Origin of the sequence: Arthrobacter sp. YD2 (assembly GCF_030410475.1) — a bacterium.
Lineage (GTDB): Bacteria > Actinomycetota > Actinomycetes > Actinomycetales > Micrococcaceae > Arthrobacter_B > Arthrobacter_B zhangbolii.
The window spans coordinates 1-25,637 of the sequence record NZ_JAUHHB010000001.1; the positions used below are offsets into that span (position 1 = coordinate 1).

Here is a 25,637-nt window from a genome sequence, read left to right on the forward strand (position 1 = left end):
CCCAGCGTGAACCGGAGTCTTTTCCGCCGGCCCGGTGAAGGGCACGGGAGTTGGACTCTGATTTTCGAAGGGGTTTGGCCGCCATGCTCGGGCGCTTTTTCAGCGTCCCTGCCGCGGCGACTTAGAAGACTTTACACAGGTTCGAGCCCACGTGCAACTCGGATCCGGGGTGACCCCGGACACCCTCTTTTTGCCCCATTCCAGGTGCTGGCTTGTGCGCCGTCACGAGGCATTCGGCCCGGCATGTTCGAGGTCTGTCCGCGCGATCGAGGCATGGATGAACCCTTGAATCCCCCGCCACGGGTCGCTCGGGTATACCCTCCCCTGACGGGACTGTCCGGGCTTCTCCGTTCCGACGCCCCATATCCATTTCCCCGGCACTTCTTATTGGGCTGAACCCGCCATAAGGCAGAACCGTCTATAGGGCTGCCCTCTCTACACGGCAGGACCGCCTCCAGTGCACTGCCGCCGACACTGACGGGGGTAGGACCTCACCGGCGTCGGGGCAACTTGGCAGCGGCAGGCAATCCGGGCCCGCGCCTGACCCCTTATAGGTGCCAGTCCGTATAGGTGCCACTCCTTATAGGTGCCACTCCTATAAGGCCGCTCGCCCGAATGCCGAATCCGAATGTTCCGTCTTATAGGGATGCCCCCGGCAGACGGGGCGCCCAGGCCCTGAGTCCCCTACCTATGGGCGCCCTGTGAGCGGGCGACATATAGGGGACAGATAGGGGACACCTCTATAGCTGCCGGCCCTACGGCAACCGTCGCCCTGTATGTGCTGCCCCGTATGTGTAGACCCGTATGTATACCGTTGCCCCGGTGTAGTAGTCCCGCAGATGTGAGGGCTTCCGCCGAGATCCGGGCGGCAGCACCTGGTGCGCCTTCCCATGGGGAGGTCCACCAAAGCGGCTCGGGAGCGGGCCCCCGGCACCCCAGACCAAAGCTCGGGAAATTTCGGGTAGACTTGTTCGCGGCCCCTCATGTGGTGTCATCCTGTGAACTCCCCCAGGACCGGAAGGTAGCAAGGGTAAGCGGGCTCTGGCAGGTGCATGGGGGGTCTTTAATTTTCCCCGGATAGTGCTTCGTCACCGCGCCGGGAGCCGGAGTGAAAACCGTCAGTGCCAACCGATAGGCTTCTATCTGTGAGTACAGCCCTTTACCGCCGCTACCGTCCCGAAAGCTTCGCGGATGTGATTGGCCAGGAGCATGTAACGGAGCCGCTGATGGCGGCCCTGCAAAAGAACCGCGTCAATCATGCGTATCTCTTCTCCGGACCCCGCGGCTGCGGTAAAACCACCTCCGCACGCATCCTGGCGCGCTGCCTGAACTGCGCCCAGGGCCCCACCCCCGTCCCTTGCGGCGAATGCGACAGCTGTGTCGAACTTGCCAGGGACGGATCCGGCAGCCTGGATGTCATTGAGATTGACGCGGCAAGCCACGGCGGCGTCGACGACGCCCGTGATCTGCGGGAGCGGGCCACCTTTGCACCCGTCCGGGACCGCTACAAGATCTTCATCATTGACGAGGCCCACATGGTCACGTCCGCCGGATTCAACGCGCTCCTGAAGATCGTTGAAGAACCGCCGGAACACATCAAGTTCATCTTTGCCACCACGGAACCGGACAAGGTCATCGGGACCATCCGCTCCCGTACGCACCACTACCCCTTCCGGCTGGTTCCGCCGGAGCCCCTGCTGGCCTACCTGGAAAAGCTCTGCACACAGGAGAACGTCAGCGTGGCTCCCGGCGTTCTCTCCCTGGTTATCCGCGCCGGAGGCGGGTCCGTCCGTGACACCCTCTCCGTACTGGACCAGCTCATGGCGGGAGCCGGCCCCGAGGGCCTGGATTATGAGCTGGCCGTGTCGCTGCTGGGCTACACACCTGTATCGCTGCTTGACGACGTCGTGGACGCCGTCGCCGCCGCGGATTCAGCCACCGTTTTCCGTGCCGTGGACCGGGTTATCCAGACTGGCCAGGACCCGCGCCGGTTCGTGGAGGACCTGCTCGAACGCTTCCGCGACCTGATCATTGTCAACGCCATGCCGGACAGCGCCGCCGCTGTACTCCGCGGCATGCCGGAAGACCAGATCAACCGGATGCAGAGCCAAGCTGCGCAAATGGGCGGCAGCGAGCTCTCCCGTGCTGCCGACATCACCAATACCGCACTCACCGAAATGACCGGTGCGACTTCTCCGCGCCTGCATCTTGAACTCCTTTGCGCCCGCATCCTGCTGCCGGCGGCTGACCAGACCGAGCGCGGCACCGCTGCCCGGGTGGACCGCCTTGAGAGGCGGCTCAGCTACGCCGGTGATCCCACCGAAGCCATGGGCCGCGCCGCAGCCGCAGCTTCACCGGTAAACACAGTCCCCGCGGCGGCGCCCACGGCGTCCCAGGCCGCTTCCCCTGCTCCGGCTGTGGACGAGGCGCCCTCAGCCCCGCGGGGAACTGATGTTGCAGCCACTCCGGCCCCCGGCAGCGAATCGCGGGCATCAGCAAACCGGAGCGACGACAGCTCTGCGGTGTCCTCCGGAAGCCAGTCCTCCGGCAGCTCCCTGGACTGGGGCGGCACCTGGTCCACTCCGGTGGAATCCCCGGCCGCATCTGCTTCCCCGACTGCAGCGTCCCAGGCTGCACCCGCCCAGCCGGAATCACCTCGCTCCGGCGCCGATCACAACAGCGCCTCACCGCAGGGCCCGGGGCAGCAGGGCCAGGGGCAGCGGGCTCCTGGACAGCACAGCCCGGCGCAGCAGGCTCCCGGACAACAGACGCCGCCAGCAACAGCTCCGCACCAGCCGGCAGCACAGCAGGGCCAGTTTCCCGCGCAGGCACAGGCTGCACGCCAGCCGGCATCTGCTGCCGGTGGCGGCGGCGGTCAGATTGAGATGATCCGCCGCGCCTGGCCGGAAATCATGGATGCCCTGACCAGCATCCGCCGCGCCACCTGGCTGAACGTCAGCAAGAACTCCAGCCCTCGGGCTTTCGACGGGAAAGTCCTCGAACTGGCGTTTACCAACCCCGGCGCTGCAACCAACTTCAACCGCCCAGACCATTTGGAGAACCTGCGTAAGGCCATCCACCAGGTCCTGGCGCTGGACTGCCAGATCAATCCGATCCATGACAGCTCGGCGTCAGCGGGTGAGTCGGGCCCAAAAGCCGATAGCCGGCGCGCGCCGGCATCCGCACCGGCAGCACAAGCCCCGGCTGCTGCCACCGCGCCAGTAGCCCCGGCTGCACCGGCTCCGATGGCTCCCTCGGCTCCCACGGCTCCCCCGGCCGGTGGAACCTCGGCAGCTGATTCAGCAGTGCGCGGAGCTTCCGCATCCGCACCTGCTTTCCAGAACAACCCGGGCCAGGCACGGACGGTTCTGGCTCGTTCGGACCAGAGCGCGCCGGCAGGGGCGGCGTGGGATAACCCCGCGACTCGGCCTGCGGCACAGGGCGCAACAGCGCGGACAGACGTTACAGCACCCGTTCCTGCTACCCCGGATTCCGCCACCCCGGCCAGTACGGCAGGGGCGAATGACACGGCGCGGAAAGCTTCTCCTGCGGCCGGCGATACCAGCGGCGCGGCATGGCCGATAGCCGCTGCGGGCACCACTACGGCGGGCACCCCTGCGGCCGGCGATACCAGCGGCGCGGCATGGCCGATAGCCGCTGCGGGCACCCCTGCGGCCGGAACCACTGCTGGAGCACCGGCGAACGGCGCACCGCCGCAAGCAGGCCCCGCGAACGGCGCGACCGTGAATGCGGCGTCCGCAGCACTTCGCCGCCGCTCTGGCGGTGCCCCCGGCGGTTCCGACCCCGCAGGGCCCGGCTCCGGCCGCAGCGGCGGGCGCCCCTCCCGCGGCACCGGCACCGACGGACCGCCCGACGCGCCATGGCCGGACGAGCCCTCCGATCCGTTTAACGACGCGCCTGAAAGCAACGCCTGGGAAACCGCGGAAGCGCCGACTGACGTGTACTCCGGCGGCCACCTGTCGGACTCCGAGTGGGCCACCACCAACTGGGCCGGCACCGGGTCCACCACCCGGCCGGGCGCGGCACCGGCACAGAACGCACCGGCGCCGTCCGGTCCTGCTTCCGTGCCCGGCACGCCGCGGGGGACCCCGGATGCCCGCGGCACAGCGGCTCGGGGCACAGGGGCTCAGGGCACAGCGGCTCACGGCCCCGCAGGACAGGGTGCGGGAGGACTGGGTGCGGCAGGTCAGCGATCCGCGGTTCCCGGTTCACCGGCATCAGCGGCAGGAGCCAGAGGGTCCGTTGCCGCGCCGTCTGCCCCTGCAGCACCTACCGCACCGGCGGGCAACAACCCGAACCAGCCGCTCAGCCGCTACCAGAAGCTGCTTAATGAAGCAGCCCAGCGCGGTGGCGGCGCCCCCGTGCGTGGAAGCCGGCCAGTAGAATCGTCCTACGTTGAAGACGTTCCCAGTGCTGATGACATCACGCTGGAGGATTCCGGATTGGTAGGCCGCAAGGCCATTGAGCGGATCCTGGGCGGACGGCTCATCGAGGAACGTAGCCTCGACGGCCGCTGACCGTCGCGACGGTCAGCCCACGCATCCGGTGCCGGCCGGCAGCACCCGCAGCAGCGCTTCACCGGCCAGGCGCCGGCAACAGGCTCACCTGAGCTCCAAACGCAGATCAACCCAGCAGAGAAGGTTACGTGTACGAAGGTGCGGTTCAGGAACTTATCGACGAACTAGGCCGGCTTCCCGGCGTAGGACCGAAGTCTGCCCAGCGCATCGCGTTCCACATCCTGGAGTCCGATCCCGACGACATGAAGAAGCTGGCCACCGCCATTGTCACCGTGAAGGACCGGGTGAAGTTCTGCAGCGTCTGCGGGAACGTGACGGAGCAGGAAACCTGCAGCATCTGCCGCGACCCGCGCCGGGATCCGACCATGATCTGCGTGGTGGAGGAATCCAAGGATGTCATCGCGGTGGAACGTACCCGCTCCTTCCGCGGCCGGTACCACGTGCTGGGTGGCGCCATTAATCCGATTGCGGGCATCGGCCCGGACCAGCTGCGCATCCGTGAACTGCTGAGCCGGCTCTCTGATGAACAGATCTCGGAAATCATCATCGCCACCGACCCGAACCTCGAAGGCGAAGCCACCGCCACCTATCTGATGCGCATGCTGAAAACCCTGGGCATCACGGTCACCCGCCTCGCCTCCGGGCTGCCGGTGGGCGGCGACCTGGAATACGCCGACGAAATCACCCTTGGCCGCGCCTTCGAAGGCCGCCGGAACATGTCCTAGCGGTCCGCCGGGGGCTAGGCGATCCGCGTTCCCACTGACAGCCGGCGTACCGGCGTGACCAGCCGCCGTCGTCCGAGGGCCAGGAGCAGCGCTGCCAGGGCCGCCTGAACCGTCAGGCCCAGCGGCCAGATGGGCAGGACGTCGGGCGCACCGGCTTGCTGTTCCTCACCGTTGAAGCAGGGAACGGAGTAGGCGGGGCCCGCCTGCGCGTAACGGACCAGGGAACTGATGCCCTCCATGACGCCGGTGGAGCCGTTCCGCTCAGCATCGGCTGATTCTGCGGGCATCGCATCGGCAACAATGACAAACGGGTTCGCGGACAGCATCCAGGCAACCCGTTCGGTGTGGACCACGGATATTGGCGTTAGCGGGCCCTCGCAGGTGTATTCGCCCAAATCCTGGTCTCCGGAATACAGCTCGTAGTTATACCGGGGACTGTTGGATGAGCCCGTACCCTCCGTCAGCGTGACGCTGAGCCCGAAGCCGATCAGTGTGCCCAGACCCAGCAGTGCCACGAGCATGTACGTCACCACAATGGAGAACAGCGGGCGGGAAGCCAGGACGGAGACACCCACCCCAATGGCGCAGACCATCCCCAGTTCCACCGCCAGCATCAGCACCGCCACCAGGGCGGAGAGCGGGCGCACCCCGCCCAGGGCCAGGGCCCAGAGCAGGAAGGGAATGCTGGCAACCAGGAACCCCAGCGACGCCGTCCAGGACGCGAGCCATTTCCCCGCAAGGATCTGCCCGGGCCGCAGCAGGGTCACCTGCAGGATGGCCAGGGTCCCTGCAGCCCGGTCCCCGTTGACGGCATTGGCGGAAAACGCGGGCGCCACCAGCAGGCCGAAGAACAGGACAAAACCGACCATCAGTTCAAACAGGACCGGCCCGCCCTCCCCCGCCCCGGCGTTCAGCGCGGTCAGCACGGCCACCAGGCCGATCACGAAGAACCAGACGGTCAGCAGCACATACCAGCTCCGTGAGCGCACCCGCTGCTTGATCTCGAGGAAAAAGACTGACCGGACCCCGTTCCAATAGCCGAGGGACGGTGCGGCCATGCCGGGATTCTGCGTGCTCATCGGCGATCGGTGTCCAGACTCATGTAGGTTTCCTCCAGTGCCCCGCTGGCCGGCGCGAAGGCCGTGACCGCGACGTCGGCCAGTACCAGGGTGCGCAGCAGGTCCGCCGCGGCGTCCTCACCGGCCAGCCGGACCTGCACCTGCGGTCCGTGCCGGTCCCCGGGTTGGCGGTACTCGATGCGCTGCTCATCGATCTGGCGCAGCAGGGACCCCGTGTTCAGGGCACGGATGGTGTACCAGCGCGCCTGGGCGCCGGCGTCGGACAGGGACTGGGCCTTCACGGTCTCGCCGCGGGCAACAAACACGGCACGGTCGGCCATTTCATCCAGCTCGGACAGGACGTGCGAGGAGACCAGCACCGTTTTGCCCTCTGCGGCCAGCCGGCGCAGCAGCACCCGAAGGTCCACCCGCGACCCCGGGTCCAGGCCCGACGCCGGTTCATCCAGCAACAGCACTGACGGATCGTGGATCAGGGCCCGGGCCAGGCTCAGCCGCTGCTGCTGGCCGCGGGAGAGCACTCGGGCCGGCTGGTCGGCGAAGTCTTCAAGGTGGACGGTTTCCAGCAGTTCGGCAGCACGGGCCGCGGCATGGGTGCGGGTGAGCCCGTAGAAGGTGCCCACGGTGGCCAGGATTTCCGCGGACGTCAGCGCCTCCCACGTGCCCAGTGTGTCCGGCATCCAGCCCACCGCTGAACGGACCTCCGCGGGATGGGTCAGCGGATCAAACCCGTTGATCCGCACCGATCCGCTGTCCGGGGCCAGCAGGGACGCCAGGATGAGGAGCAGGGTGGTTTTGCCGGAGCCGTTGGGGCCGATCAGTGCGGTCACTTCGCCCGCAGGCGCAGTGAAGTCCATGTTCCGGACCGCCTGCACATTGCCGAAACTGCGCTGGATGCCCTCGGCAACTATGCCGGTACCTGTCTCGGCTCTCTTCCCCATGGCGCCAGCCTAGGTTGCCGGATTGCAGCTTGCGGGACAGACTCACCACAACGTGACGTTAAGTGCATATTTCCCTTCTGTTTCGGCACTGCAGCAGACCGGCTATAGACTTTTTGGACGGACGCAGTGGGTCCCGCGGTCCGGTTTCCCGGGAAAAGACCCGGAACAATCCTGCCGCGCCGAAGATGCCGGGCACCAGCAACCACAACGAAATTTGGGAAAGTGTACGCATGAGCCTGATAGTGCAGAAATTCGGCGGGTCCTCCGTGGCGGACGCCGAAGGCATCAAGCGCGTCGCCAAGCGCGTGGTGGACACGCACGCTGCCGGAAACGAAGTTGTGGTGGTGGTTTCCGCCATGGGTGACAGCACGGACGAGCTGCTGGACCTGGCCGGACAGATCACTTCCCTGAGCAACGCGCGGGAAATGGACATGCTGCTCAGCGCCGGCGAGCGTATTTCCATGGCACTGCTGGCCATGGCCATCAACGAGCTGGGCGGCTCCGCGCAGTCCTTCACCGGCAGCCAGGCCGGCATGATCACCGACGCCATCCACGGCAAGGCCCGGATCATCGACGTCTCCCCGCACCGGATCAAAACGGCCATCGAAAAGGGCGACATTGCCATTGTGGCCGGTTTCCAGGGTGTCAGCCAGGAAAGCCACGACATCACCACCCTGGGCCGCGGCGGCTCGGACACCACCGCCGTCGCGCTGGCCGCTGCCCTGGAAGCGGACGTCTGCGAGATCTACACGGACGTCGACGGCGTGTACACGGCTGATCCGCGCGTGGCCCCGAGCGCACAGAAGATTGCCACCATTTCCAGCGAGGAAATGCTCGAGATGGCGGCCTCCGGCGCGAAGATCCTGCACCTGCGCTGCGTGGAATACGCCCGCCGCTTCGGCGTGCCCCTGCACGTCCGTTCGTCCTTCAGCCAGCATGAGGGAACCTGGGTACTGCCCAGCCCCGATGACAAGATCAAGATTCAAGAGGGAGAACCCTTGGAACAGCCCATCATCTCCGGCGTCGCCCATGACCGTTCCGAAGCCAAGGTCACCGTGGTGGGTGTTCCCGACATCCCCGGCAAGGCCGCGGAGATTTTCGGCATTGTGGCCGGGGCCAACTCCAACATCGACATGATTGTGCAGAACGTGTCCACCAAGGGGTCCGGCCGCACGGACATTTCCTTCACGCTGCCGATCATCGACGGCAAGGAAGCGATTGACGCGCTCAACGCCGCCAAGGAACAGGTCGGCTTTGACGCCATCCAGTACAACGAGCAGATTGGCAAGCTGTCGCTGATCGGCGCGGGCATGCGTTCAAATCCCGGCGTCTCGCACCGCTTCTTCGAGGCACTGCATAATGCCGGGGTGAACATCGACATGATCTCCACCTCCGAGATCCGCATCTCCGTGGTGACCAGCGCCAAGCTGCTGGATACCGCAGTGCGTGCGGTGCACGCGGCGTTCGGGCTCGACGGCGACGACGAGGCTACGGTCTACGGCGGCACCGGGCGCTAAGCAGACATCAGAGAAAGAGGCCGGCACCCAAGGGTGCCGGCCGCTTTCCGTTCTGGCATACGGTGTGCTGTTATCCGCTATTCCGGCTTGCGGGAGACGATGTAGCTGCTGCCGTCGGCCCGGGTGACGGTTTCCCACATGGCCTTTTCCTGCTCCTGCTGTGACTTGAGCAGCGCCTTGTTTTCCTCAGTCATCGGATGGTCCAGGGAACCCTGCTGCGCGGGCCCGAAAATCAGCCGCACCTTGCCCGTGGCCCGCATAAACCGGGATACGAAGCTTTCCTTCTCAACCATGCTGCTTACCTCTCCGACGGGATTCTGGCTCTATAGTACGCTAATAATTAGTGCACTAATTATCTGTTTCACCACCCCCACCTGCCTACCCAAAGGGGCGCATCATGGCAATCAATACAGCTCCTTCCGCAGAAGATGACCTGCTGCTCGAGCGCCAGCTTTGCTTCGCGCTCTCGGTCGCCTCCCGCTCCGTGGTGGGTGCCTACAAGCCGGTACTGGAGCGTCTTGGGCTGACCCACCCCCAGTACCTGCTGATGCTCGCACTCTGGGAAGAGAGCCCGCGCCGGGTCCGCGACCTGAGTGAGACCCTCCTAATGGAGCCGGCCACCCTCTCCCCCATGCTCAAACGCCTGGAGGCAGCGGGTCTGGTGAGCCGGGACCGCGCGCCGGGCGATGACCGGGCACTCGCCGTCGAGCTCACCGATGCCGGCCGGGCCCTGCGTGCTGCGGCACTGGAGGTTCCCGGAACCATGATGGATCGCCTGGGCCTGGACCGCACCGAGGTCGAAGAGCTCAACCGCAGCATGCACCGGCTGATTGCCGCCGCACAGGCCGCTCCGGCATCCGCCCCGTAGCAGCACAATTAGGCCTATCAAAATATTCGAAACGGTAGCCTGAAAATGGCTACAAACCGGTAACAATTGATGTGTGATATATACAACCCACATTTTTCCGGCATGCGGAAAAGTCGGTTGGAATTGATCCGGAAGCGCCACTATTCTCCCTAAGGTCCTGCTTAGCGCACACCCAAGGGCGCCGCACAGCGCCCCCGAGGAGAAGAGTCACGTGGCAACACGGCCAGCACACCAGCAGCACGATCCGAACGATTCCGAGCGCGTGAGCGGCTCCGGAACAGGGAAGCAGCAACCCCCGGAACCGGGCAGCGGCAAACCGAAACCGACAGTACGCGAACGTGCCGCCAAGGTCCTGCGCCGGGAACCGCGGTATCCGCATGACATGCATCCGGGCCTTGTACCGGGCATCGGCGTGGACGAGCAAAGGGTGCGCTACGGCACCGACCGTCTGGTGTTCGGTGTGGCAGCCACTCTGATCCTGGGCTTCGTGGGCTGGGGGATACTCTCCACGGAAAGCCTCAAGGCCGTTTCGGATGTCGCCCTGGCCTGGGTGGTGGACAATACCGGCTGGCTGTTTAACGCCCTGATTGCCGTCATTGTGATCTTTATGCTTTTTGTGGGTTTCAGCCGCTACGGCAAAATCCCGCTGGGCGTGGACGGCGAAAAACCGGAGTACTCCAAGTTCTCCTGGATCGCCATGATGTTTTCGGCCGGCGTGGGAATCGGCCTGTTTTTCTTCGGCCCCTATGAGCCGCTGACCTACTACCTCTCGCCGCCGCCGGGCACAGCGGAACCGGAGACCGCTGAAGCCATGCACCAGGCGATGGCCCAGTCCTACTTCCACTGGGGTTTCCACGCCTGGGCCATCTATGCCCTGGTCGGCGCCGCCGTGGCCTACGGCTCGTACCGTCGCGGCCGGGTGCCGCTGATGAGTTCGATTTTCACCCCGCTGCTGGGCCGTACCCGCACCGAGGGCCTGCCGGGCCGGGCCATCGATATGTTCGCCATTGTTGCGACCCTCTTCGGTACGGCAGCCTCCCTGGGCATCGGCGCCCTGCAGATCGGGCGCGGGGTCGAGATTGTCGGGGGCATCGGCCGGCTGCCCAACGCGGCGCTGATCGGCATCATCGCGATCCTCACTGCCGCGTTTATTGCTTCCGCCGTTTCGGGCATCGGCCGTGGAATCCGCTGGCTCTCCAACATCAACATGTCCCTGGCCCTGGTGCTGGCAGTGTTCATTTTCCTGGCCGGCCCCACACTGTTCCTGCTGAACCTGATTCCCTCCTCCGTGAGCACCTACTTCTCCGAAGTCCTGAACATGATGAGCAAGGGACCCTCCTGGGGCGAGGAGTCGGCGGCCTTTTCCGAGTCCTGGACGGTCTTCTACTGGGCCTGGTGGATTTCCTGGTCCCCGTTTGTCGGTATCTTCCTGGCCCGGATTTCCCGCGGCCGCACGCTGCGTGAATACGTCCAGTACGCCCTGGTGATGCCCACCCTGGTCTGCATCCTCGCCTTCGGCATCTTCGGCGGCACGGCCATCTGGATGCGCACCCAGGGCCAGCCCGGCATCAACATTGACACCTCACCGCAGGACCTCTTCTTCCAGGTCCTGAACGGGCTGCCGCTGAGCCAGTTCACCCCGTTCCTGGCCATGTTCTGCATTGCGATCTTCTTTATTACCTCTGCAGACTCCGCCTCACTGGTCATGGGCACCCTGTCCCAGCGGGGCAAGCCCGTGCCGGACCGCAAGGTCACCGTGTTCTGGGGCCTGGCCATGATGGGCATTGCCGTGGTGATGCTGCTGGTGGGCGGAAACACCGCCCTGGAGGGGCTGCAGAACCTGATCATTGTCTCGGCCTTGCCGTTCGCGGTGATCCTGCTGCTGATGATGGTGGCGTTCACCAAGGACCTGCATACCGATCCGCTGATCATCCGCAGGGAGTACGCCGCCCACGCACTGGAAAACGCGGTGCGGGCCGGCATTGACGAACACGGTGACAACTTCGCCATTGCCGTGGAAAAGGCACCGGACGGTGAAGGCGCCGGCGCGGGCTTCGACTCCTTTGACACCACTGTCACTGACTGGTACCAACGCACCGACGAGGAAGGCCGGCCGGTGGACTACAACTACGAATCCGGTGAATACGCTGACGGCTGGACCGCCGAAGGCGCTGCTGAGGAAGCCGGCAGCGAACGTTCGGCGCCTGGCACCGGCGAGCTGGCAGACGACGGCGAGCGCGCGGACGACGGCGACGCCGACCGGAGCCCGGCACCGGTGCGCTAGGTCCATGCGGGCAGGGGCTGCGGGAACTGCTGCGGGCGGGATAATGGACCCGTGAGCGTTTCCGTAGCCCCTGCCGTCCTGTCCCAGGAGCACTGGCGCGCCCGCCAGGCCGCCCACGAGGCCAGGGTCCGCCCCTTTACCGAGGGATACCTGGAGCGGCGCTCCGCGGGGCGGAAGCATCCCGTGGAGGACTTTCTTTTCACCTACTATTCCCAGAAGCCCGGCCAGCTGCTGCGCTGGCACCCGGGCGCCGGCGTCGTCCTGACCGGGGAGGCTGCCGCCGAACGGGCAGGCTGGAAGTTTTACCGCACCCTCACCGCGGACGAAGCTGCCGCAGCCGGCCTGGATGCCGGGACACCGGCGGTCACCGTGGACGTTGCCGCCTTTGCCGCTGCACGCGGCGACGCCGCAGCGTTTACCGCGATGCTGCTCTCCCGCACGGCCGCCCGGAAACCGGTGCTGGGGTGTTTCGGCATGCATGAATGGGCCATGGCGTACAAGTCCGAGGACAACGGGATCCGGCATGACTATCTGCAGCTGCGGCTCGGGCCCCAGGGAACTGACGAGCTGGTGGAGCGCAGCAAAATCCGCTGCACCCATTTTGATGCGTTCCGGTTCTACACTCCTGAAGCCGTTCCGCTGAACGAGCTCACCCCTACCCGCGAGAACCAGCGGGACCTGGAACAGCCCGGCTGCCTGCACGCGAACATGGACCTGTACAAGTGGGCGTACAAGCTGGTGCCGCTGCTGCCCAGCGAACTGGTGATGGACTGCTTCGAGCTGTCCTGGCGCATCAGGGCCATGGACATGCAGGCCTCTCCCTATGACCTCGCGGACTGGGGATATGAACCCATCCAGGTGGAAACACCACAGGGGAGGGCGGAGTACGCGGCGGCCCAACGGGCATTTGCCGAGGAATCACAGCAGTTGCGGACCCGCATCCTGACGGCCCTGGCGGCGTGTACGGAGCTACCGACCGAGCGGTGAGGCGATCTCGGACAGGTCGGCCACCGCGCGTTCATACAGCTCGGCCGGGTCCGCATCAGCGCCGCCGTCCTGCTCGTGGGCAAAACACTGCCAGGCCACGCGCCACGTGCACGCAATGACTTCCGCCACCAGCAGCGACTGCATCCTGTCCAGGAGCTTCCGCTCCATCAGGGAGTTGCTGAGTTCGGTCACGAGCTGAAGCTCCTGGCGCCTGACCATCTGCAGGATCTTCGGCTCACGCAGCACCAGGCGGGAGATCTGCAGGAACTCGTAGTTCTCCAGGTCATGGGCAAACTGTGCCCGGCAGACATCCATCAGCTCATCCCTGATCTGTGCCGGGGACATGTTCCGGGCCAGATCCCGTCCCACCAATGCCTCGATCAGTTCATCCTGGCCCGGCAGGGCGGCAGCTTCCTTGGAGACGTAGTACCGGAAGAATGTCCGTTCGGAAACTCCGGCACGCTCCGCTATCTGCGCCACAGTGGTCGCTTCCAGCCCGGCAGCCTCAATGAGGTCCAGCGCCGCCGCCTGGATATCCCTCCGCGTTGCCGCCTTGCGTTCAGCGCGTACGCCCATACCAGTCACCTCGGCTTTCCTTACTTCTACTTTGCCATGCCGCGAGCGCTGGGACCTGACTTGTTTTCTGTCACATTCTGCCAGGTTCTGACATCAAACCTGGCAGTCTGTGACAGAATCTTGCAGTTCACTCCACCAGGAAGAGGAAGTTTTGAGCCAAGCAAGCTCCGCAGCAACAGCAGGGGAAAAGCCGCACGCCGCCGAGGCGCCCGCACTCTCCACCAGGCAACTCACCGGAATCATCGGAGCCCTGGCCCTGGCGGCCTTCCTGATGATCCTGAATGAGACCGTCCTGACCGTGGCCCTGCCATCGATCATGGCGGACTTTGAGGTCTCGGCAGCGGCCGGCCAGTGGCTGACCACAGGCTTCCTGCTGACCATGTCCGTTGTCATTCCCACCACGGGATACCTGCTGCAGCGCTTTACCACCCGCAGCCTGTTTATCTTTGCTCTCTCCAGCTTCCTGGTCGGCACCCTGATTGCGGTCTTCGCTCCGGGGTTCGCCTTCCTGCTCGTCGCCCGCATCATCCAGGCCGTCGGCACCGCCATCGTCCTGCCCCTGCTGATGACCACCACCCTGACACTGGTTCCGGTACGCAGCCGCGGCGCCATCATGGGCCTGAACTCCATCGTGATCTCGGTGGGACCGGCCATCGGCCCCACCGTCTCGGGTTCGATCGTCAGCTCCTTCAGCTGGCACTACATCTTTGTGCTGATGCTGCCGCTGGCGGTCGTCATCCTGATCCTGGGCATCATCTTCATCAAGATCCCGTCCGCCACCCGCAAGCTCCCGGTGGATGTACTCTCCGTCATCCTTTCGGCCATTGCCTTCGGTTTCCTCGTCTACGGCATCTCCAGCCTCGAACACGCCGGCGACAACGTGGCGCTGACCATCGCATCCTTCGTCATCGGACTGGCAGCGCTGGTCCTCTTTGTGCGGCGCCAGGTGCGTCTGACACGTTCCGGCCGGGAACTGCTGAACCTCACCCCGTTCAGGAACCGCACCTTCACCTTCAGCGTCGCTATGATCATGATCGCCATGGGCACGCTGCTGGGCACCGTGGTCATTATTCCGATCATCCTGCAGACCGGCGGCGGCCTGAGCACAATGAGCATTGGCCTGATGCTGCTCCCCGGCGGCGTTGCCCAGGTGCTGGTATCGCCCATCTTCGGCCGGATCTATGACCGGTTCGGCCCCCGCCCGGTGCTGATCCCCGGCGCAGCCATGCTGGCGCTGGGCCAGTGGCTCTATGTCACCGTGGATTCCGATACGGAACTCCGGGTATTCATGGTCATCCATATTGTCTTCAGCATCGGCCTGGCCCTGCTGATGACCGGGCTGCTCTCCTCGGCGCTGTCCGCCGTGGAACCCCGCCTGTACGGGCACGGCTCGGCCATCTTCAACACGGGCCAGCAGCTGGGCGGCGCCATCGGCACCACCATCTTTGTGACCGTTATGTCCCTGCTCTCGGCATCGCGGCTGGAGTCCGGCTCGGACCTGGCCCACTCACTCTTTGCGGGTGCACACGTTGCCTTCATCATCGGCGGCATCCTGGCCACCATCGGCCTGGTGCTGGCACCGTTCGTCAAGGTACCCCGGCAGCACTAGTACTGCGCTTCGGTGCGGAAACGCGCCGCGGGCCCCGGAGATGGGAATCTCCGGGGCCTTTCGCATACCGCGGGGCGCCCCCGCGTACGGATGGGTTTACACGGAGCTGTTTGCACGGAGCTGTTTACAGGCTCCCCTCACGAGGCTGAAGCTGATAACGGTATGCGGCAGACTGCCGGCGCCGACCGCTCGGAGGATCACCATGCAGCCAGAACCAACCGGGCGGGTCCTCCGCACCGGAGACCAGTCCTACCAGCTGATTCTCACCCGCGGATTTCCCGTGCCGCCGGCGGACATCTGGGCGGCCCTTACCGAGTCGGAGCAGGCGGCAGCGTGGTTTGGCCGCTGGAACGCCGCCCCGGACCATAGCGGAGCCCTTGACCTGCAGATGCTGTATGAGGAGGGACTGCCCTGGAGCCGGGTGCAGGTCAGGGACTGCGTTGCTCCCGAACTCCTGCGGCTGCTGGTGGGCGACGACGAAGGGGTATGGGATGTGGAGGTCCGCCTTCAGGCTGCCGCCCGAGGCACAAGGATGGAATTCATCCAGCACCTGGCCGACCCTGCCGCTGCCGAAAGTTACGGTCCGGGCTGGGAATACTATCTGGACCGGCTCAAGGCAGCCCTGAACGGCGTCCCCGCACCGGAATTCGGGGATTATTATCCGGCGCAGGGCCCGTACTTCGAGGGCCAGGCGCGGACCGCCCGCGGCGGTGACGGTGGTGGCGGCGCAGGTAGCGATGGCGCAGGTGCCGTTGGTGGCGGCGCAGGTGCCGGTGCCGGTGCCGGTGCCGGTGCCGGTGGCGCAGGCTGAGCCCGTGAGGTCCGGGGTCACAGGTCCTGGGTCCACTACTGTCCCTTGACGGGGGAACTAGGCTGGGTGCCACCAACTGATGGAGGTCTCACCGTGATCCGTGCCCGCCATACCCGTGCCCGACGCAGCACTGTCCCGCTGCTCCTGCTCTGTTCCGTGCTGGCCCTGGCCGCCTGCGGTGCCGACAACGCAGGCAATCAGCCAGCAGACCCGGCGTCGCCGTCTGCCTCCGGCGCTGCTTCCGCCTCCGACGCTGCTTCTGCCTCCGGCTCCCCCTCCGCGGGGGGCACACCGGGCCCGACGGCGTCCCCCTCCCAGCCGGCGCCGGCCAGTGCGGCCGCAACCTCGCTCACGGTGGATTTTATGGCCGATGGCCAGAACACCACCGACACCTGGACCCTGCAGTGCGACGGCGCCGCCCCGCTTCCCGGCTCGAACGTGCCGGACCCTGCAGCCGCGTGTGCAGCCCTTGCCGAGCAGGGCGCGGCGCTGTTCGCCGAAGCGGACCGGAATGCCATGTGCACGCAGAACATCGTGGGAATGCAGCGCGCTCATGTCACGGGCACGGTGAACGGGGAAGCAGTCGACACATCCTTTGCCCTTACCGACGGTTGCCAGATTTCCCGCTGGGAGCGGCTGACCGGATTGCTGGGACCGGCCGAGGGCACCTTCTAGCGGCGGGCCCGCCTGGCCGTGGAAGACCTGGCAGCAGAAGACTTGTCAGCAGGGGACACAACCCGCTGGTCCCGGTGCCGCAACAGGGCAAGGGTCAGCACCGGCCCCAGCAGCGGAACCACAAGACAGAACAGCAGCAGGCCCAGCCGTTCAGCGGCCGCTACGGCCTGCGACCGCGCCAGCCGGACGACGGCGACCACGAGCAGGATGATCAGGGCCGCGGAAATCCCGGTGACCAGGAACTCCCAGCCCGTGGGGATCAGTGGGTTCTCTGCGTTATTCATTGCCGTTTCCTTCCGTAGCTACCGCCCGGTCGCGCTTCAACCGCACGTAGACCTGTTTACGGACCCGCGCCACAACCTCGCCGGAACCGTCCCGCACCTCCACCGAGAACCACTCGAGCACTTTGTCCCCGCCGGCCGCGAGCTTGCGCAGGCGTCCGACGTCGGCCGGGTCCAGGGTGAAGCGGGCGGTGAGCTCCCCGCGGCCCGGTTTCACGAAGTCAATCTCCGCCGCCTTGTCCCAGACAACATGGTCACGGCCCAGATGGTGCAGCAGCATCATCATCCAGAACGGGTCCGTCATTGCGAACAGGGACCCGCCGAAATGCACGCCCGCCACATTGCGGTTCCACCAGTGCTCGCGCAGCCGCACGGTGACGTTGAAGTACTCCGGGTCCAGGTGGATGATCCGGATGCCGGTGAAGGCAAACGGCGGCCAGAAGTTCATGAACCGGCGGAGAGTGCCCGGTTGTACTTTGAGGAGTCTCACCAGACCACTGTAGCCAAATGTGATCTGCATCATTTGCCTTGCTGGCCCGGCCGGCCACCGGAGCGAATATGCCGTATTATGAATAAGCATGCTTAGTATCCCCTCCGGACGAAGGCATTCTCCGTCCGGAGACCCGTGAACTGGAGGCGCACTATGTCAATCGAAGCAAGACCCGAGGACCTGTCAGGGGCAGACTCTGCCGGTCCGGGTGAGTTCGTCCCCTGGTGCAGCTACTGCGGCACCGATGAGTTCCTGATCATCGAATCCGTGGAACCGGCAGCGAAGCCGGGCAGCGGAGAATTCCTCGAAATCAACTACACGTGCGCGGAGTGTGACCGGTTCTACGGCCACCCCATCCGCCATTCCTCCGTCTGGGCGCGCTGCACGGTCCGCTCCGAAGACGATGCCGCGGACTACATGCATTGCGGTGAACCCATGCAGCCGCGGGACCACCGCCAGCAGTCCATCTTCGAGCCGCTCACCACCTCTTCCATGCAGGCCCAGGCGCCGGCGGAGGTTCAACTGGACACCACCGTGCTGCGCTGCCACTGCGGCTTCCAACTGGAGATTCCAGCCTGAGGCGAACGGCGTCCGCGTAACATACGCAACGCCGTTAGAATGGGCAGTGCAAGCTCGCGGAGCGCTGAATCAGCGTGAGACGGCAGGGTCCGCGGCCACCCATTTCACTCACAGGAGTTGCCGGATGCCCCGGATCGTTGTTGATGTCATGCCCAAACCTGAAATCCTGGATCCGCAGGGCAAAGCCATTGCCGGGGCTCTCCCCCGGCTGGGGCTGAGCGGATTTACCGGCGTCCGCCAGGGCAAGCGCTTTGAGCTGACCGTGGACGGTGACGTCACTGAGGAAGTCCTGGAACAGGCCCGCACGGCCGCGGCCACCCTGCTGTCCAACCCGGTGATTGAGGACGTCACCCGCGTCGAAGTTATCCCGGAGGCCTGATCTTGAGCACTCCCCTGATCGGCGACTTTTCCGCCGCTCCCGAAGACGCCGCCCTGCGGGCGGTCCGGATTGGTGTTATCACCTTCCCCGGCACCCTGGATGACCGCGACGCCGCCCGCGCCGTGACCATCGCCGGAGGCACCGCCGTCGGCCTCTGGCATGCCGACGCAAACCTGCATGACGTGGATGCCGTGATTGTTCCCGGCGGGTTCTCCTACGGAGATTACCTGCGCGCCGGAGCCATCTCACGCTTTGCTCCGGTCATGGAAAAAGTAGTGGACGCCGCGGCCGGCGGGATGCCCGTGCTGGGCATCTGCAACGGTTTCCAGATCCTCACCGAGGCACACCTGCTGCCCGGCTCCATGATCAAGAACAACCATTTGAAGTTCTCCTGCGCGGACCAGCTCCTGCGGGTGGAGAACAACAGCACCGCCTGGACCTCCGGGTACGAGCAGGGTGCAGGCATGGTCATTCCGCTGAAGAACCAGGACGGCCAGTACGTCGCGGATGAAAAAACACTGGACGAGCTCGAAGGCGAAGGCCGTGTGGTCTTCCGCTATGACGGGGAAAACCCCAACGGCTCCCGCCGCGGCATTGCCGGCATTACCAATGCGGCAGGCAACGTGGTGGGCCTGATGCCCCACCCCGAGCACGCCGTGGAACCGGGCTTCGGTCCGGATTCCTCCGCCTACGGGCAGGTCGGGCTGGGCTACGGCACCGACGGGCTCCGCATCTTCAGCTCAGTTCTCAACACGCTCGTTGCCGGAGGCAAGTCATGACCGTTTCCCCTGCCGCGCAGAAGTTCAACATCGACACCGTCGAGCACGCCGCCGCCACCCCGGACACCGAGCTGCCCTGGGCCGAACTCGGCCTGAAGGAAGACGAATTCCGCAGGGTCGTGGAGATCCTGGGCCGCCGCCCCACCGCCGCGGAACTGGCCATGTACTCGGTCATGTGGTCCGAGCACTGCTCCTACAAGTCCTCCAAGGTGCACCTGAAGCAGTTCGGGGACAAGGTCACCGAGAAGATGAAGGAACACCTCCTGGTGGGCATCGGCGAGAACGCCGGCGTGGTGGACATCGGCGAGGGCTGGGCCGTGACCTTTAAGGTCGAGTCCCACAACCACCCGTCCTTCGTGGAGCCCTACCAGGGCGCCGCCACCGGCGTCGGCGGCATTGTCCGCGACATTATCTCCATGGGCGCCCGTCCGGTGGCCGTGATGGATCCGCTGCGCTTCGGTGCCATCGACCACCCCGACACCGCCCGCCTGGTGCACGGCATCGTCTCCGGCATCGGCGGCTACGGCAACTCCCTGGGTCTGCCGAACATCGGCGGTGAACTGGTCTTCGACTCCGTGTACCAGGGCAACCCGCTGGTCAACGCGCTGGCCGTAGGCGTGCTGCGGCACGAGGACATCCGGCTGGCCAACGCCTCCGGCGCCGGCAACAAGGTGGTCCTCTTCGGTGCGCGCACCGGCGGCGACGGGATTGGCGGCGCCTCCGTGCTGGCTTCGGAATCCTTCGACGCGGACAAGCCCTCCAAGCGTCCCGCCGTCCAGGTGGGCGATCCGTTTGCCGAAAAGGTGCTCATTGAGTGCTGCCTGGAACTGTTCAAGGCCTCCGTGGTGGAGGGCATCCAGGACCTGGGCGCGGCCGGCATTTCCTGCGCGACGTCGGAGCTGGCCTCCAACGGCGACGGCGGCATGCACGTGGAACTGACCAACGTGCTGCTGCGTGACCCGTCCCTGACCCCGGGGGAAATCCTGATGTCCGAGTCCCAGGAACGCATGATGGCCGTGGTCACACCGGAGAACGTTGAGGCGTTCGAGGCAATCATGGATAAGTGGAACGTCGAGTACTCCTGGCTGGGTGAGGTCACAGGCACCGGCCGCCTGATCATTGACTGGGACGGCGAGACCATTGTCGACGTCGATCCGCGCACCGTGGCCCACGAGGGTCCCGTCTATGAGCGGCCAATGTCCCGCCCGGCCGTACAGGACAGCATCCAGGGGTCCTCCTTCGACGGGGAGCGGCCCATTGGCAGCGCCGCCATCAGGGATGCCATCCTGGAACTGATGGCCTCCCCCAACATGTGCGACAAGTCCTGGGTGACCAACCAGTACGACCGCTATGTCCAGGGCAACACCGCCCTGGCCATGCCGGATGACGCCGGCGTGATCCGCGTGGATGAAACCACCGGTCTGGGCGTGGCCATTTCCACCGATGCCAACGGCCGCTACTCCTACCTGAACCCCTACGAGGGCGCCAAGCTGGCCCTGGCGGAGTCCTACCGCAACGTAGCCACCTCCGGTGCCACCCCGCTGGCCGTCACCGACTGCCTGAACTTCGGCTCCCCCGAGGATCCCGAAGTGATGTGGCAGTTCGCCGAGTCCGTCCGCGGACTGGCCGACGGTTGCCGCGAACTCGGCGTCCCGGTCACCGGCGGCAACGTTTCGCTCTACAACCAGACCGGCGGCGTCGCCATCCATCCCACCCCCGTGGTGGGCGTGCTGGGCGTGTTCGACGACGTTGCCCGGCGCACGCCGTCGGGCTGGCGCGAGGACGGCCAGGCCATCTACCTGATGGGCGTGACCCGTGACGAGCTGGACGGTTCCGAATACGCGAACCTGCGCGGACACTTGGGCGGCCAGCCGCCGAAGGTGGACCTGCAGGCGGAGAAGCTGCTCGGCGAACTGCTGGTCAACGCCTCACGTGACGGCATGATCGACGCCGCGCACGACCTTTCCGAAGGCGGCCTGGCAGCGGCACTGTCCGAGATGGCACTGCGCTTCGGCGTCGGCGCACGGATAGGCCTGGATGAGGTCTGCGAGCGGGACGGCGTGGACCTGTTCACCCTGCTCTTCTCCGAGTCACAGGCCCGCGCCGTGGTTTCCGTGGCCCGCAGCGAAGAAGTCCGGTTCAAGGACATGTGTTCCGCCCGCGGCTTCGCCCACAGCCGGATTGGCGTGGTGGATACCGAGATTGGCGCACTGGACTTCCAGAGCCGGTTCTCCGTGCCGCTGAACGAGCTGAAGGCGGCCCACGAAGGCACCCTGCCGCGGCACTTCGGCTAAGCAGAACGGCAGAGCGGCACAGGCCCGGCGGGATTCTTCCGCCGGGCCTGTGCCGGTCCAGCGGCCGTGTAGGGTCACGAGTCATGGTGACAGCTAAGAAAAAACCGCGGGCACGAATCCTCTGCGCACTGGTGATCGCGGCCTTCGGCGCGGTCCCGCTGGTCGTGAACAACCCGTATCTTTCCAGCGACAACCAGGATCAGCTGATTTCAGCCTGGATCGGATCCGGTGCCGGCTTGCTGGTCCTGGGTTCGGCCCTCTGGCTGCTGAGCGGACCGCGACGCCGCGGTGAGCCGCTGGTGCTTACGGAAAGCACTGGCCGCCTTGCCTATGCCGGCATCATGGTCGCTGTTTGTGCACTGCTGCTGGCCGGAGCGCTGGTTAGCCGGCAGCCCACGGTGATGACCTCCCTGCCCGGCCTGCTGCTCGTGAGCCCTTTTATGCAGCTGTTCGTGGACGGCAAGGCTGCGGAAACAACCCCCGGAGCGGCGCGCCGGAGGGGCGTCTCCGGTCACTAAATACGGCAAATCGGGGAAGAAGAGGCAATATTAGCTCGTGAGCACAATCCCCGAGAACCTTGCAGCCAATGCAGGCATTCCCACTCAGCGGCTGCTGCTGGACCTCATGTCCGTGGCCGAGGTGGATGCCCTCATCATTCAGAAACGGCTGCCGGACTGGGCCGAGGACTTCCCCCAGCCCGCTGATTACGACGCCGCGCGCCGGTTTTTCGAGGCGGGGCTGCTTTCCCCCGCAGCTGCCGCCTTCGGCACACGGATGATCCGCGAACGTGCCACCTCCCTGGTGGTGGGCACCATCGGTTTCGAAGGCATTCCCGTTGAACACGCGGTGGAAATCAGTTACAGCGTGGCGCCCTCCAGCCGGCGGCAGGGCTATGCGTCGGAGGCGTTGATTGCCCTGTCCCGGTTTGCCTTGGCGCAGCCGGGGGTCGAGGAAGCCATTGCGTACACCGATCCGGGCAACACCGCCTCCAACTCGGTGCTGCTGACCGCCGGGTTCCTGCCGGAAGAAGAAGGCGACATTGCCCTGAAGTTCACGCTCCGGCGTGATCAGCTGCCGGAAGCGAGCCGGTAGGCCGAGGCGAAATACCGGTTGGTGTAGAACGCCTGCACGCGCACATTGACCCGGTCCGCGGCGGCAATGATGCGGTTGGCGGGCGTGCTGTAGGCAGCCACGCGGAAATAAAGCCTGCCGTCCTCATCCAGCTCGGCGTAAAACCCTTCCTCGCCACGTTCCGGATGCCCGGGCAAGGTGCCGTACCCAAACCCCGCGCGCTGGCCGGAGACCGGCTCCCCGCCGTCGTCGAGCAGCGCTTCCGTAGCCCACAGCACCCGGCACGGCGCGTAATAACGCACCCGCCAGACTCCGACACCGGAGGCCATCTCCACCCCGGGGGCGGCCCGGGGCGTACCGGGACGGACGAACAGTCCCGCTCCGCGGTGCAGATCCCAGTCCAGCAGGCCCTCCGTCAGGCGAAGGAACCCGGCGCGCGGGTCCGGCACCTCGAGCTCCTCCTTGCGCAGCACCAGCCGGTACCCGGCGGGCCACCGGTCAGTCATCGGCACCGGGTATGGCCGCTCGGTACTTCCCGTGTCCGGGTAGGTCAATGCACGCCGGGCCCCGCTCATCCGTCCGCCAGCCCCTTCCAGCGCAGTGATTCCCGGTCCTTTCGCGGCAGCGATGCCACCACCAGGTCATAGGAATCCTCCACCATGTCCGCCACCATTCCCGCAGGGAGCCCGGCGGCAACCTCCACTTGGTTCCAGTGCGTTTTATTCATATGCCAGGCCCCGCTGATTTCCGGATGCGCGGCACGCAGCTGGACCGCCAGCTCCGGTTCACATTTCAAACTGATCATCAGGGGCTCGGCTGCCAGCGCTGCCAGCGCGAACATCTTGGCCCGGCCGCCCGCAGCCCGCACCTTGAACACGGACGATTCCGGTCCGAAGGGAAAATCCTCATACGTCCCCGGCAGCGCCAGGCACACCCGGCGGAGGGCCTCTGCATCCATGTCTGAAGCCTATCCCCGCTTTCGGTGCTGCGGCACTGCCTGCTGATATGGATGGCAGGATGGAGGAAGAGGCATGCCAGCCGGCGTGCCGGAGACCAAGCAGAGGATGGACGGTTTGGAGCACAGGAACCGCACTGATAATTCCGTGGCGGAGACAGCCGGGCGCGCAGCGGACTCCAGGACCTTCGAACGGGTTGCCCGCCTGGGGTATGTAGCCAGCGGTATTGTCCACGTGGTCATCGGCGTCATTGCCCTGCAGATCGATTCCGGCGGATCCGGCAATGCCGACACCAGCGGCGCCGTGGCAGCCCTGGCCGAGCAGCCCGGCGGGGCGCTGCTGCTCTGGTTCTGCTTCATCGGCTGCTACGCCCTGGCCCTGTTCCAGCTCTCCCGCATCGTCCTGGCCGGACGACGGCTCAAGGACAAGGAGCTGTGGAAGGACCGGGCCAGCAATGCCGGCCAGGCCATTGTCTATGGAGCCATCGGCACCATCTTTGCCAGCTTCGCCCTGGGCCGCGGCAGCGATAACGGCAGCTCATCCTCGGTCAGCTGGACGGCCCGCCTCCTCGCCGTCCCTGCCGGCCAGTGGATCCTCGCGATCGCGGGCCTCGTGGTGGTGGGTGTGGGCGGCTATTTCATCTTCAAGGGTGTGACACGCCGGTTCCGCCGGGAACTGACGGGCATCCCCGGTTCGGCGTGGCGCCGGGCAGTGGACGTCACCGGCGTAGCCGGTTTTACCGCCAAGGGAATATCCCTCGCCGTGCTGGGTGTGCTGCTGACCTTGGCGGCGGTCAACGCGGATCCCGAACAGTCCACCGGACTCGACGGCGCGCTGCATACCCTGCGGGACCAGCCCTTCGGGGTGGTGGCCCTGGCCGCGGTAGGCATCGGATTGATGCTCTACGGCCTGTACATCGGCATTATCCGGGCCCGGTTCGCCAAGCTGTAGGCCTGCCGGCAGGATGGCTCAGAGTCCGAACCGCGGGGCCTCGATCACCGGGCAGGTGTCCATCACGACGTCGAGTCCCGCGGCCCTGGCCCGGGCCGCTGCCGCTTCATCCACCACGCCGAGCTGCAGCCACACGGCCTTCGCGCCCACCTCGATGGCCTGGTCCACAATGTCACCCACACGCTCCGAATTCACGAAACAGTCCACAACGTCAATGCTGCCCGGGATCTCGCTGAGCTTTTTGTAGCCCCTGTTGCCGTGCACGTCGTCTCCCTTCAGGCTTACGGGAACGATTTCCATCCCCAGATGGTCCTGGATGTAGCGGGAAACGCCGACGGCGGTGCGCATCGGGTTGTTGGACAGGCCCACCACGGCCCAGCGGCCGGGGGTGGCCATCAGCCTGCGGATGACCTCGGGATCATTGGCGTGCGCGGTAGCGGTGCCGTTGGAGTCTGACATCTGCCGTCCTTATGGGAAGCCGGGATGGGAGCTCCAGCTTACCCGGGCGTGCGTCACTGAAGGAAAGACTCAATGGCCTCGGTCAGCGCCGAATCGGGCAACCCGCTCGTGTCCGTCTCCAGCAGCCGGAATTCACCTTCGTCCAGCGCATCGGCGGCCCGCCGGGCAAGGTCCTGGGTTTCCCCGCCGCTGGCACTGCCGGCCAGGATCAGCACCGGAACGTTCACCCCGCCCAGTCCCTCAATCTCGCTCTGCAGCACCAGCAGCTCATCCTCCCCGTCGCCCGGCGAGAGGGTGGGCTCGAGCGCCACGACACGGCTCACCACCGTGGATTCCTCCGCCGCCCGCAAGGCCAGGAAGGCGCCGTCGTAAAATCCGTAGAGGTCCGTGGCCCCGCCTGCCACCTGCAATACGGCCAGCAGGTCATCGACGTCGGACTCCGCAGTGTATTCCTCGCCAATCCCGCTTTCCCCGATCCCCCTGCGGTCATAGGTATACACGGTGTGGGTTTTTGAAAGAGCGTCCGCCAAAGCCGCCGTGGCCCGGCTGCTCCGGTGTGCCAGCAGCGGTCCCACGATGGCCAGCGGCGGTCCGCTGCCCTGCCGCGACCACGCAATGGTTGTGCCGTCAGCGGATAGAACCGTTCCCGATGCGTTCGCTGCTTGTTCCATGGCTGCTCCTGCTCGTTGATCCAGGCTCGTTTAACCGAAGGCTCGTTGATTTCCTCAAAGAGACCGGCCGCGAAGAACGGGAATGGGCTCCGGCTGGCCTCTTCCAACCTTGGAGCCGGT

26 protein-coding genes and 1 other RNA gene are annotated in these 25,637 nt (G+C 65.7%); 17 read left to right on the plus strand and 10 right to left on the minus strand.

Annotated elements, in window-relative coordinates; translation table 11 throughout:
- Positions 1-972 precede the first annotated feature (972 nt).
- The 3 genes from ffs (at position 973) to recR (ending at position 5,263) form a co-directional block, all read left to right on the plus strand.
- Positions 973-1,068: signal recognition particle sRNA small type (ffs, locus tag QWJ37_RS00005), an RNA gene on the plus strand.
- Positions 1,069-1,145: 77 nt separating this feature from the next.
- Entirely contained in the window at positions 1,146-4,538 is a 3,393-nt protein-coding gene (locus QWJ37_RS00010) for a DNA polymerase III subunit gamma and tau (RefSeq protein ID WP_290243177.1), read from the plus strand.
- A 128-nt stretch (positions 4,539-4,666) separates the two neighbouring features.
- Positions 4,667-5,263, plus strand: a complete 597-nt coding sequence (recR, locus tag QWJ37_RS00015) for a recombination mediator RecR (RefSeq protein WP_227905842.1) — start codon at positions 4,667-4,669, stop codon at positions 5,261-5,263.
- A 14-nt stretch (positions 5,264-5,277) separates the two neighbouring features.
- On the opposite strand, the gene QWJ37_RS00020 is transcribed toward recR, so the two are convergent.
- Together QWJ37_RS00020 and QWJ37_RS00025 are read right to left on the minus strand one after the other, a co-directional pair.
- Positions 5,278-6,342 carry an ABC transporter permease subunit gene (locus QWJ37_RS00020; RefSeq protein WP_290243181.1) on the minus strand — a complete coding sequence of 355 codons (1,065 nt, stop codon included), beginning with the start codon at positions 6,340-6,342 and terminating at the stop codon, positions 5,278-5,280.
- Positions 6,339-7,280 carry an ABC transporter ATP-binding protein gene (locus QWJ37_RS00025; RefSeq protein WP_290243183.1) on the minus strand — a complete coding sequence of 314 codons (942 nt, stop codon included), beginning with the start codon at positions 7,278-7,280 and terminating at the stop codon, positions 6,339-6,341. The genes QWJ37_RS00020 and QWJ37_RS00025 overlap by 4 nt, the downstream gene beginning before the upstream one ends.
- A 230-nt stretch (positions 7,281-7,510) precedes the next feature.
- On the opposite strand from QWJ37_RS00025, the gene QWJ37_RS00030 reads away from it, so the two are divergent.
- A complete protein-coding gene (locus tag QWJ37_RS00030) occupies positions 7,511-8,797 on the plus strand; it encodes an aspartate kinase (protein WP_227905850.1) in 1,287 nt (428 codons plus the stop codon).
- 77 nt (positions 8,798-8,874) lie between these two features.
- Here QWJ37_RS00030 and QWJ37_RS00035 read toward each other — a convergent pair whose 3' ends face one another.
- Complete coding sequence (locus QWJ37_RS00035) at positions 8,875-9,090, minus strand: hypothetical protein (RefSeq protein ID WP_227905852.1); 216 nt, start codon at positions 9,088-9,090, stop codon at positions 8,875-8,877.
- 104 nt (positions 9,091-9,194) lie between these two features.
- On the opposite strand from QWJ37_RS00035, the gene QWJ37_RS00040 reads away from it, so the two are divergent.
- The 3 genes from QWJ37_RS00040 to QWJ37_RS00050 all read left to right on the plus strand — a co-directional run bounded on the left by QWJ37_RS00040 (position 9,195) and on the right by QWJ37_RS00050 (position 12,936).
- Positions 9,195-9,665 (plus strand): MarR family transcriptional regulator, encoded by a 471-nt coding sequence (locus QWJ37_RS00040; RefSeq protein WP_227905854.1) that lies wholly within the window; start codon positions 9,195-9,197, stop codon positions 9,663-9,665.
- 211 nt (positions 9,666-9,876) lie between these two features.
- Positions 9,877-11,949, plus strand: coding sequence for a BCCT family transporter (locus QWJ37_RS00045; protein WP_290243187.1), 2,073 nt, complete (start codon positions 9,877-9,879; stop codon positions 11,947-11,949).
- A gap of 51 nt (positions 11,950-12,000) precedes the next feature.
- A complete protein-coding gene (locus QWJ37_RS00050) occupies positions 12,001-12,936 on the plus strand; it encodes a 3-methyladenine DNA glycosylase (RefSeq protein WP_227905859.1) in 936 nt (311 codons plus the stop codon).
- Here QWJ37_RS00050 and QWJ37_RS00055 read toward each other — a convergent pair.
- The gene (locus QWJ37_RS00055; protein WP_290243189.1) at positions 12,919-13,512 is read right to left on the minus strand and encodes a TetR/AcrR family transcriptional regulator; all 594 of its coding nucleotides are present in this window, start codon (positions 13,510-13,512) and stop codon (positions 12,919-12,921) included. The two genes, QWJ37_RS00050 and QWJ37_RS00055, sit on opposite strands and share 18 nt — an antisense overlap.
- A gap of 151 nt (positions 13,513-13,663) precedes the next feature.
- Between QWJ37_RS00055 and QWJ37_RS00060 the strand changes: the two genes are divergently transcribed.
- The 3 genes from QWJ37_RS00060 to QWJ37_RS00070 all read left to right on the plus strand — a co-directional run bounded on the left by QWJ37_RS00060 (position 13,664) and on the right by QWJ37_RS00070 (position 16,607).
- The gene (locus QWJ37_RS00060; protein WP_290243192.1) at positions 13,664-15,121 is read left to right on the plus strand and encodes an MDR family MFS transporter; all 1,458 of its coding nucleotides are present in this window, start codon (positions 13,664-13,666) and stop codon (positions 15,119-15,121) included.
- A 202-nt stretch (positions 15,122-15,323) separates the two neighbouring features.
- Positions 15,324-15,932 (plus strand): SRPBCC domain-containing protein, encoded by a 609-nt coding sequence (locus QWJ37_RS00065; RefSeq protein ID WP_290243193.1) that lies wholly within the window; start codon positions 15,324-15,326, stop codon positions 15,930-15,932.
- A 93-nt stretch (positions 15,933-16,025) separates the two neighbouring features.
- Positions 16,026-16,607: a serine protease inhibitor gene (locus tag QWJ37_RS00070; RefSeq protein WP_290243195.1), complete on the plus strand. Its 582-nt coding sequence runs from the start codon at positions 16,026-16,028 to the stop codon at positions 16,605-16,607.
- Here QWJ37_RS00070 and QWJ37_RS00075 read toward each other — a convergent pair.
- Positions 16,604-16,891 carry a hypothetical protein gene (locus QWJ37_RS00075; RefSeq protein ID WP_290243197.1) on the minus strand — a complete coding sequence of 96 codons (288 nt, stop codon included), beginning with the start codon at positions 16,889-16,891 and terminating at the stop codon, positions 16,604-16,606. The two genes, QWJ37_RS00070 and QWJ37_RS00075, sit on opposite strands and share 4 nt — an antisense overlap.
- On the minus strand, positions 16,884-17,378 hold the full coding sequence (locus QWJ37_RS00080) for a DUF4442 domain-containing protein (protein ID WP_227905867.1): 495 nt from the start codon (positions 17,376-17,378) through the stop codon (positions 16,884-16,886). The genes QWJ37_RS00075 and QWJ37_RS00080 overlap by 8 nt, the downstream gene beginning before the upstream one ends.
- A 153-nt stretch (positions 17,379-17,531) precedes the next feature.
- On the opposite strand from QWJ37_RS00080, the gene QWJ37_RS00085 reads away from it, so the two are divergent.
- From QWJ37_RS00085 to QWJ37_RS00110, 6 genes are all read left to right on the plus strand, one after another.
- Positions 17,532-17,957 carry a hypothetical protein gene (locus tag QWJ37_RS00085; protein WP_290243198.1) on the plus strand — a complete coding sequence of 142 codons (426 nt, stop codon included), beginning with the start codon at positions 17,532-17,534 and terminating at the stop codon, positions 17,955-17,957.
- Between the two features lie 124 nt (positions 17,958-18,081).
- Entirely contained in the window at positions 18,082-18,336 is a 255-nt protein-coding gene (purS, locus tag QWJ37_RS00090; protein ID WP_227905872.1) for a phosphoribosylformylglycinamidine synthase subunit PurS, read from the plus strand.
- Between the two features lie 14 nt (positions 18,337-18,350).
- Entirely contained in the window at positions 18,351-19,115 is a 765-nt protein-coding gene (purQ, locus tag QWJ37_RS00095; protein ID WP_290244806.1) for a phosphoribosylformylglycinamidine synthase subunit PurQ, read from the plus strand.
- Positions 19,112-21,409, plus strand: a complete 2,298-nt coding sequence (gene purL, locus QWJ37_RS00100; RefSeq protein WP_227929709.1) for a phosphoribosylformylglycinamidine synthase subunit PurL — start codon at positions 19,112-19,114, stop codon at positions 21,407-21,409. The genes purQ and purL overlap by 4 nt, the downstream gene beginning before the upstream one ends.
- Positions 21,410-21,492: 83 nt before the next feature.
- Entirely contained in the window at positions 21,493-21,927 is a 435-nt protein-coding gene (locus tag QWJ37_RS00105; protein ID WP_290243203.1) for a hypothetical protein, read from the plus strand.
- 37 nt (positions 21,928-21,964) lie between these two features.
- Positions 21,965-22,501 carry a GNAT family N-acetyltransferase gene (locus tag QWJ37_RS00110; protein WP_227905874.1) on the plus strand — a complete coding sequence of 179 codons (537 nt, stop codon included), beginning with the start codon at positions 21,965-21,967 and terminating at the stop codon, positions 22,499-22,501.
- Here QWJ37_RS00110 and QWJ37_RS00115 read toward each other — a convergent pair.
- Entirely contained in the window at positions 22,477-23,055 is a 579-nt protein-coding gene (locus QWJ37_RS00115; RefSeq protein WP_227929710.1) for a DUF1990 domain-containing protein, read from the minus strand. The genes QWJ37_RS00110 and QWJ37_RS00115 overlap by 25 nt on opposite strands.
- Positions 23,052-23,438, minus strand: a complete 387-nt coding sequence (locus tag QWJ37_RS00120) for an MmcQ/YjbR family DNA-binding protein (RefSeq protein WP_227905876.1) — start codon at positions 23,436-23,438, stop codon at positions 23,052-23,054. Before QWJ37_RS00120 ends, QWJ37_RS00115 begins: the two co-directional genes overlap by 4 nt.
- Before the next feature lie 73 nt (positions 23,439-23,511).
- On the opposite strand from QWJ37_RS00120, the gene QWJ37_RS00125 reads away from it, so the two are divergent.
- Positions 23,512-24,387, plus strand: coding sequence for a DUF1206 domain-containing protein (locus tag QWJ37_RS00125; protein ID WP_290243208.1), 876 nt, complete (start codon positions 23,512-23,514; stop codon positions 24,385-24,387).
- 18 nt (positions 24,388-24,405) lie between these two features.
- Here QWJ37_RS00125 and QWJ37_RS00130 read toward each other — a convergent pair whose 3' ends face one another.
- Together QWJ37_RS00130 and QWJ37_RS00135 are read right to left on the minus strand one after the other, a co-directional pair.
- The gene (locus QWJ37_RS00130) at positions 24,406-24,846 is read right to left on the minus strand and encodes a CoA-binding protein (RefSeq protein WP_290243210.1); all 441 of its coding nucleotides are present in this window, start codon (positions 24,844-24,846) and stop codon (positions 24,406-24,408) included.
- Positions 24,847-24,899: 53 nt separating this feature from the next.
- Complete coding sequence (locus QWJ37_RS00135) at positions 24,900-25,517, minus strand: alpha/beta hydrolase (protein ID WP_227929714.1); 618 nt, start codon at positions 25,515-25,517, stop codon at positions 24,900-24,902.
- Positions 25,518-25,637: the final 120 nt, after the last annotated feature.

What these genes read in the sequence shown, in the direction of transcription:
- QWJ37_RS00020 (WP_290243181.1), bottom strand. Translation starts at nt 6,342, where the DNA reads ATGAGCACGCAGAATCCCGGCATGGCCGCACCGTCCCTCGGCTATTGG.
- QWJ37_RS00025 (WP_290243183.1), bottom strand. Translation starts at nt 7,280, where the DNA reads ATGGGGAAGAGAGCCGAGACAGGTACCGGCATAGTTGCCGAGGGCATC.
- QWJ37_RS00030 (WP_227905850.1), top strand. Translation starts at nt 7,511, where the DNA reads ATGAGCCTGATAGTGCAGAAATTCGGCGGGTCCTCCGTGGCGGACGCC.
- QWJ37_RS00035 (WP_227905852.1), bottom strand. Translation starts at nt 9,090, where the DNA reads ATGGTTGAGAAGGAAAGCTTCGTATCCCGGTTTATGCGGGCCACGGGC.
- QWJ37_RS00040 (WP_227905854.1), top strand. Translation starts at nt 9,195, where the DNA reads ATGGCAATCAATACAGCTCCTTCCGCAGAAGATGACCTGCTGCTCGAG.
- QWJ37_RS00055 (WP_290243189.1), bottom strand. Translation starts at nt 13,512, where the DNA reads ATGGGCGTACGCGCTGAACGCAAGGCGGCAACGCGGAGGGATATCCAG.
- QWJ37_RS00065 (WP_290243193.1), top strand. Translation starts at nt 15,324, where the DNA reads ATGCAGCCAGAACCAACCGGGCGGGTCCTCCGCACCGGAGACCAGTCC.
- QWJ37_RS00075 (WP_290243197.1), bottom strand. Translation starts at nt 16,891, where the DNA reads ATGAATAACGCAGAGAACCCACTGATCCCCACGGGCTGGGAGTTCCTG.
- QWJ37_RS00085 (WP_290243198.1), top strand. Translation starts at nt 17,532, where the DNA reads ATGTCAATCGAAGCAAGACCCGAGGACCTGTCAGGGGCAGACTCTGCC.
- purS (WP_227905872.1), top strand. Translation starts at nt 18,082, where the DNA reads ATGCCCCGGATCGTTGTTGATGTCATGCCCAAACCTGAAATCCTGGAT.
- purL (WP_227929709.1), top strand. Translation starts at nt 19,112, where the DNA reads ATGACCGTTTCCCCTGCCGCGCAGAAGTTCAACATCGACACCGTCGAG.
- QWJ37_RS00105 (WP_290243203.1), top strand. Translation starts at nt 21,493, where the DNA reads ATGGTGACAGCTAAGAAAAAACCGCGGGCACGAATCCTCTGCGCACTG.
- QWJ37_RS00115 (WP_227929710.1), bottom strand. Translation starts at nt 23,055, where the DNA reads ATGAGCGGGGCCCGGCGTGCATTGACCTACCCGGACACGGGAAGTACC.
- QWJ37_RS00120 (WP_227905876.1), bottom strand. Translation starts at nt 23,438, where the DNA reads ATGGATGCAGAGGCCCTCCGCCGGGTGTGCCTGGCGCTGCCGGGGACG.
- QWJ37_RS00125 (WP_290243208.1), top strand. Translation starts at nt 23,512, where the DNA reads ATGCCAGCCGGCGTGCCGGAGACCAAGCAGAGGATGGACGGTTTGGAG.
- QWJ37_RS00130 (WP_290243210.1), bottom strand. Translation starts at nt 24,846, where the DNA reads ATGTCAGACTCCAACGGCACCGCTACCGCGCACGCCAATGATCCCGAG.
- QWJ37_RS00135 (WP_227929714.1), bottom strand. Translation starts at nt 25,517, where the DNA reads ATGGAACAAGCAGCGAACGCATCGGGAACGGTTCTATCCGCTGACGGC.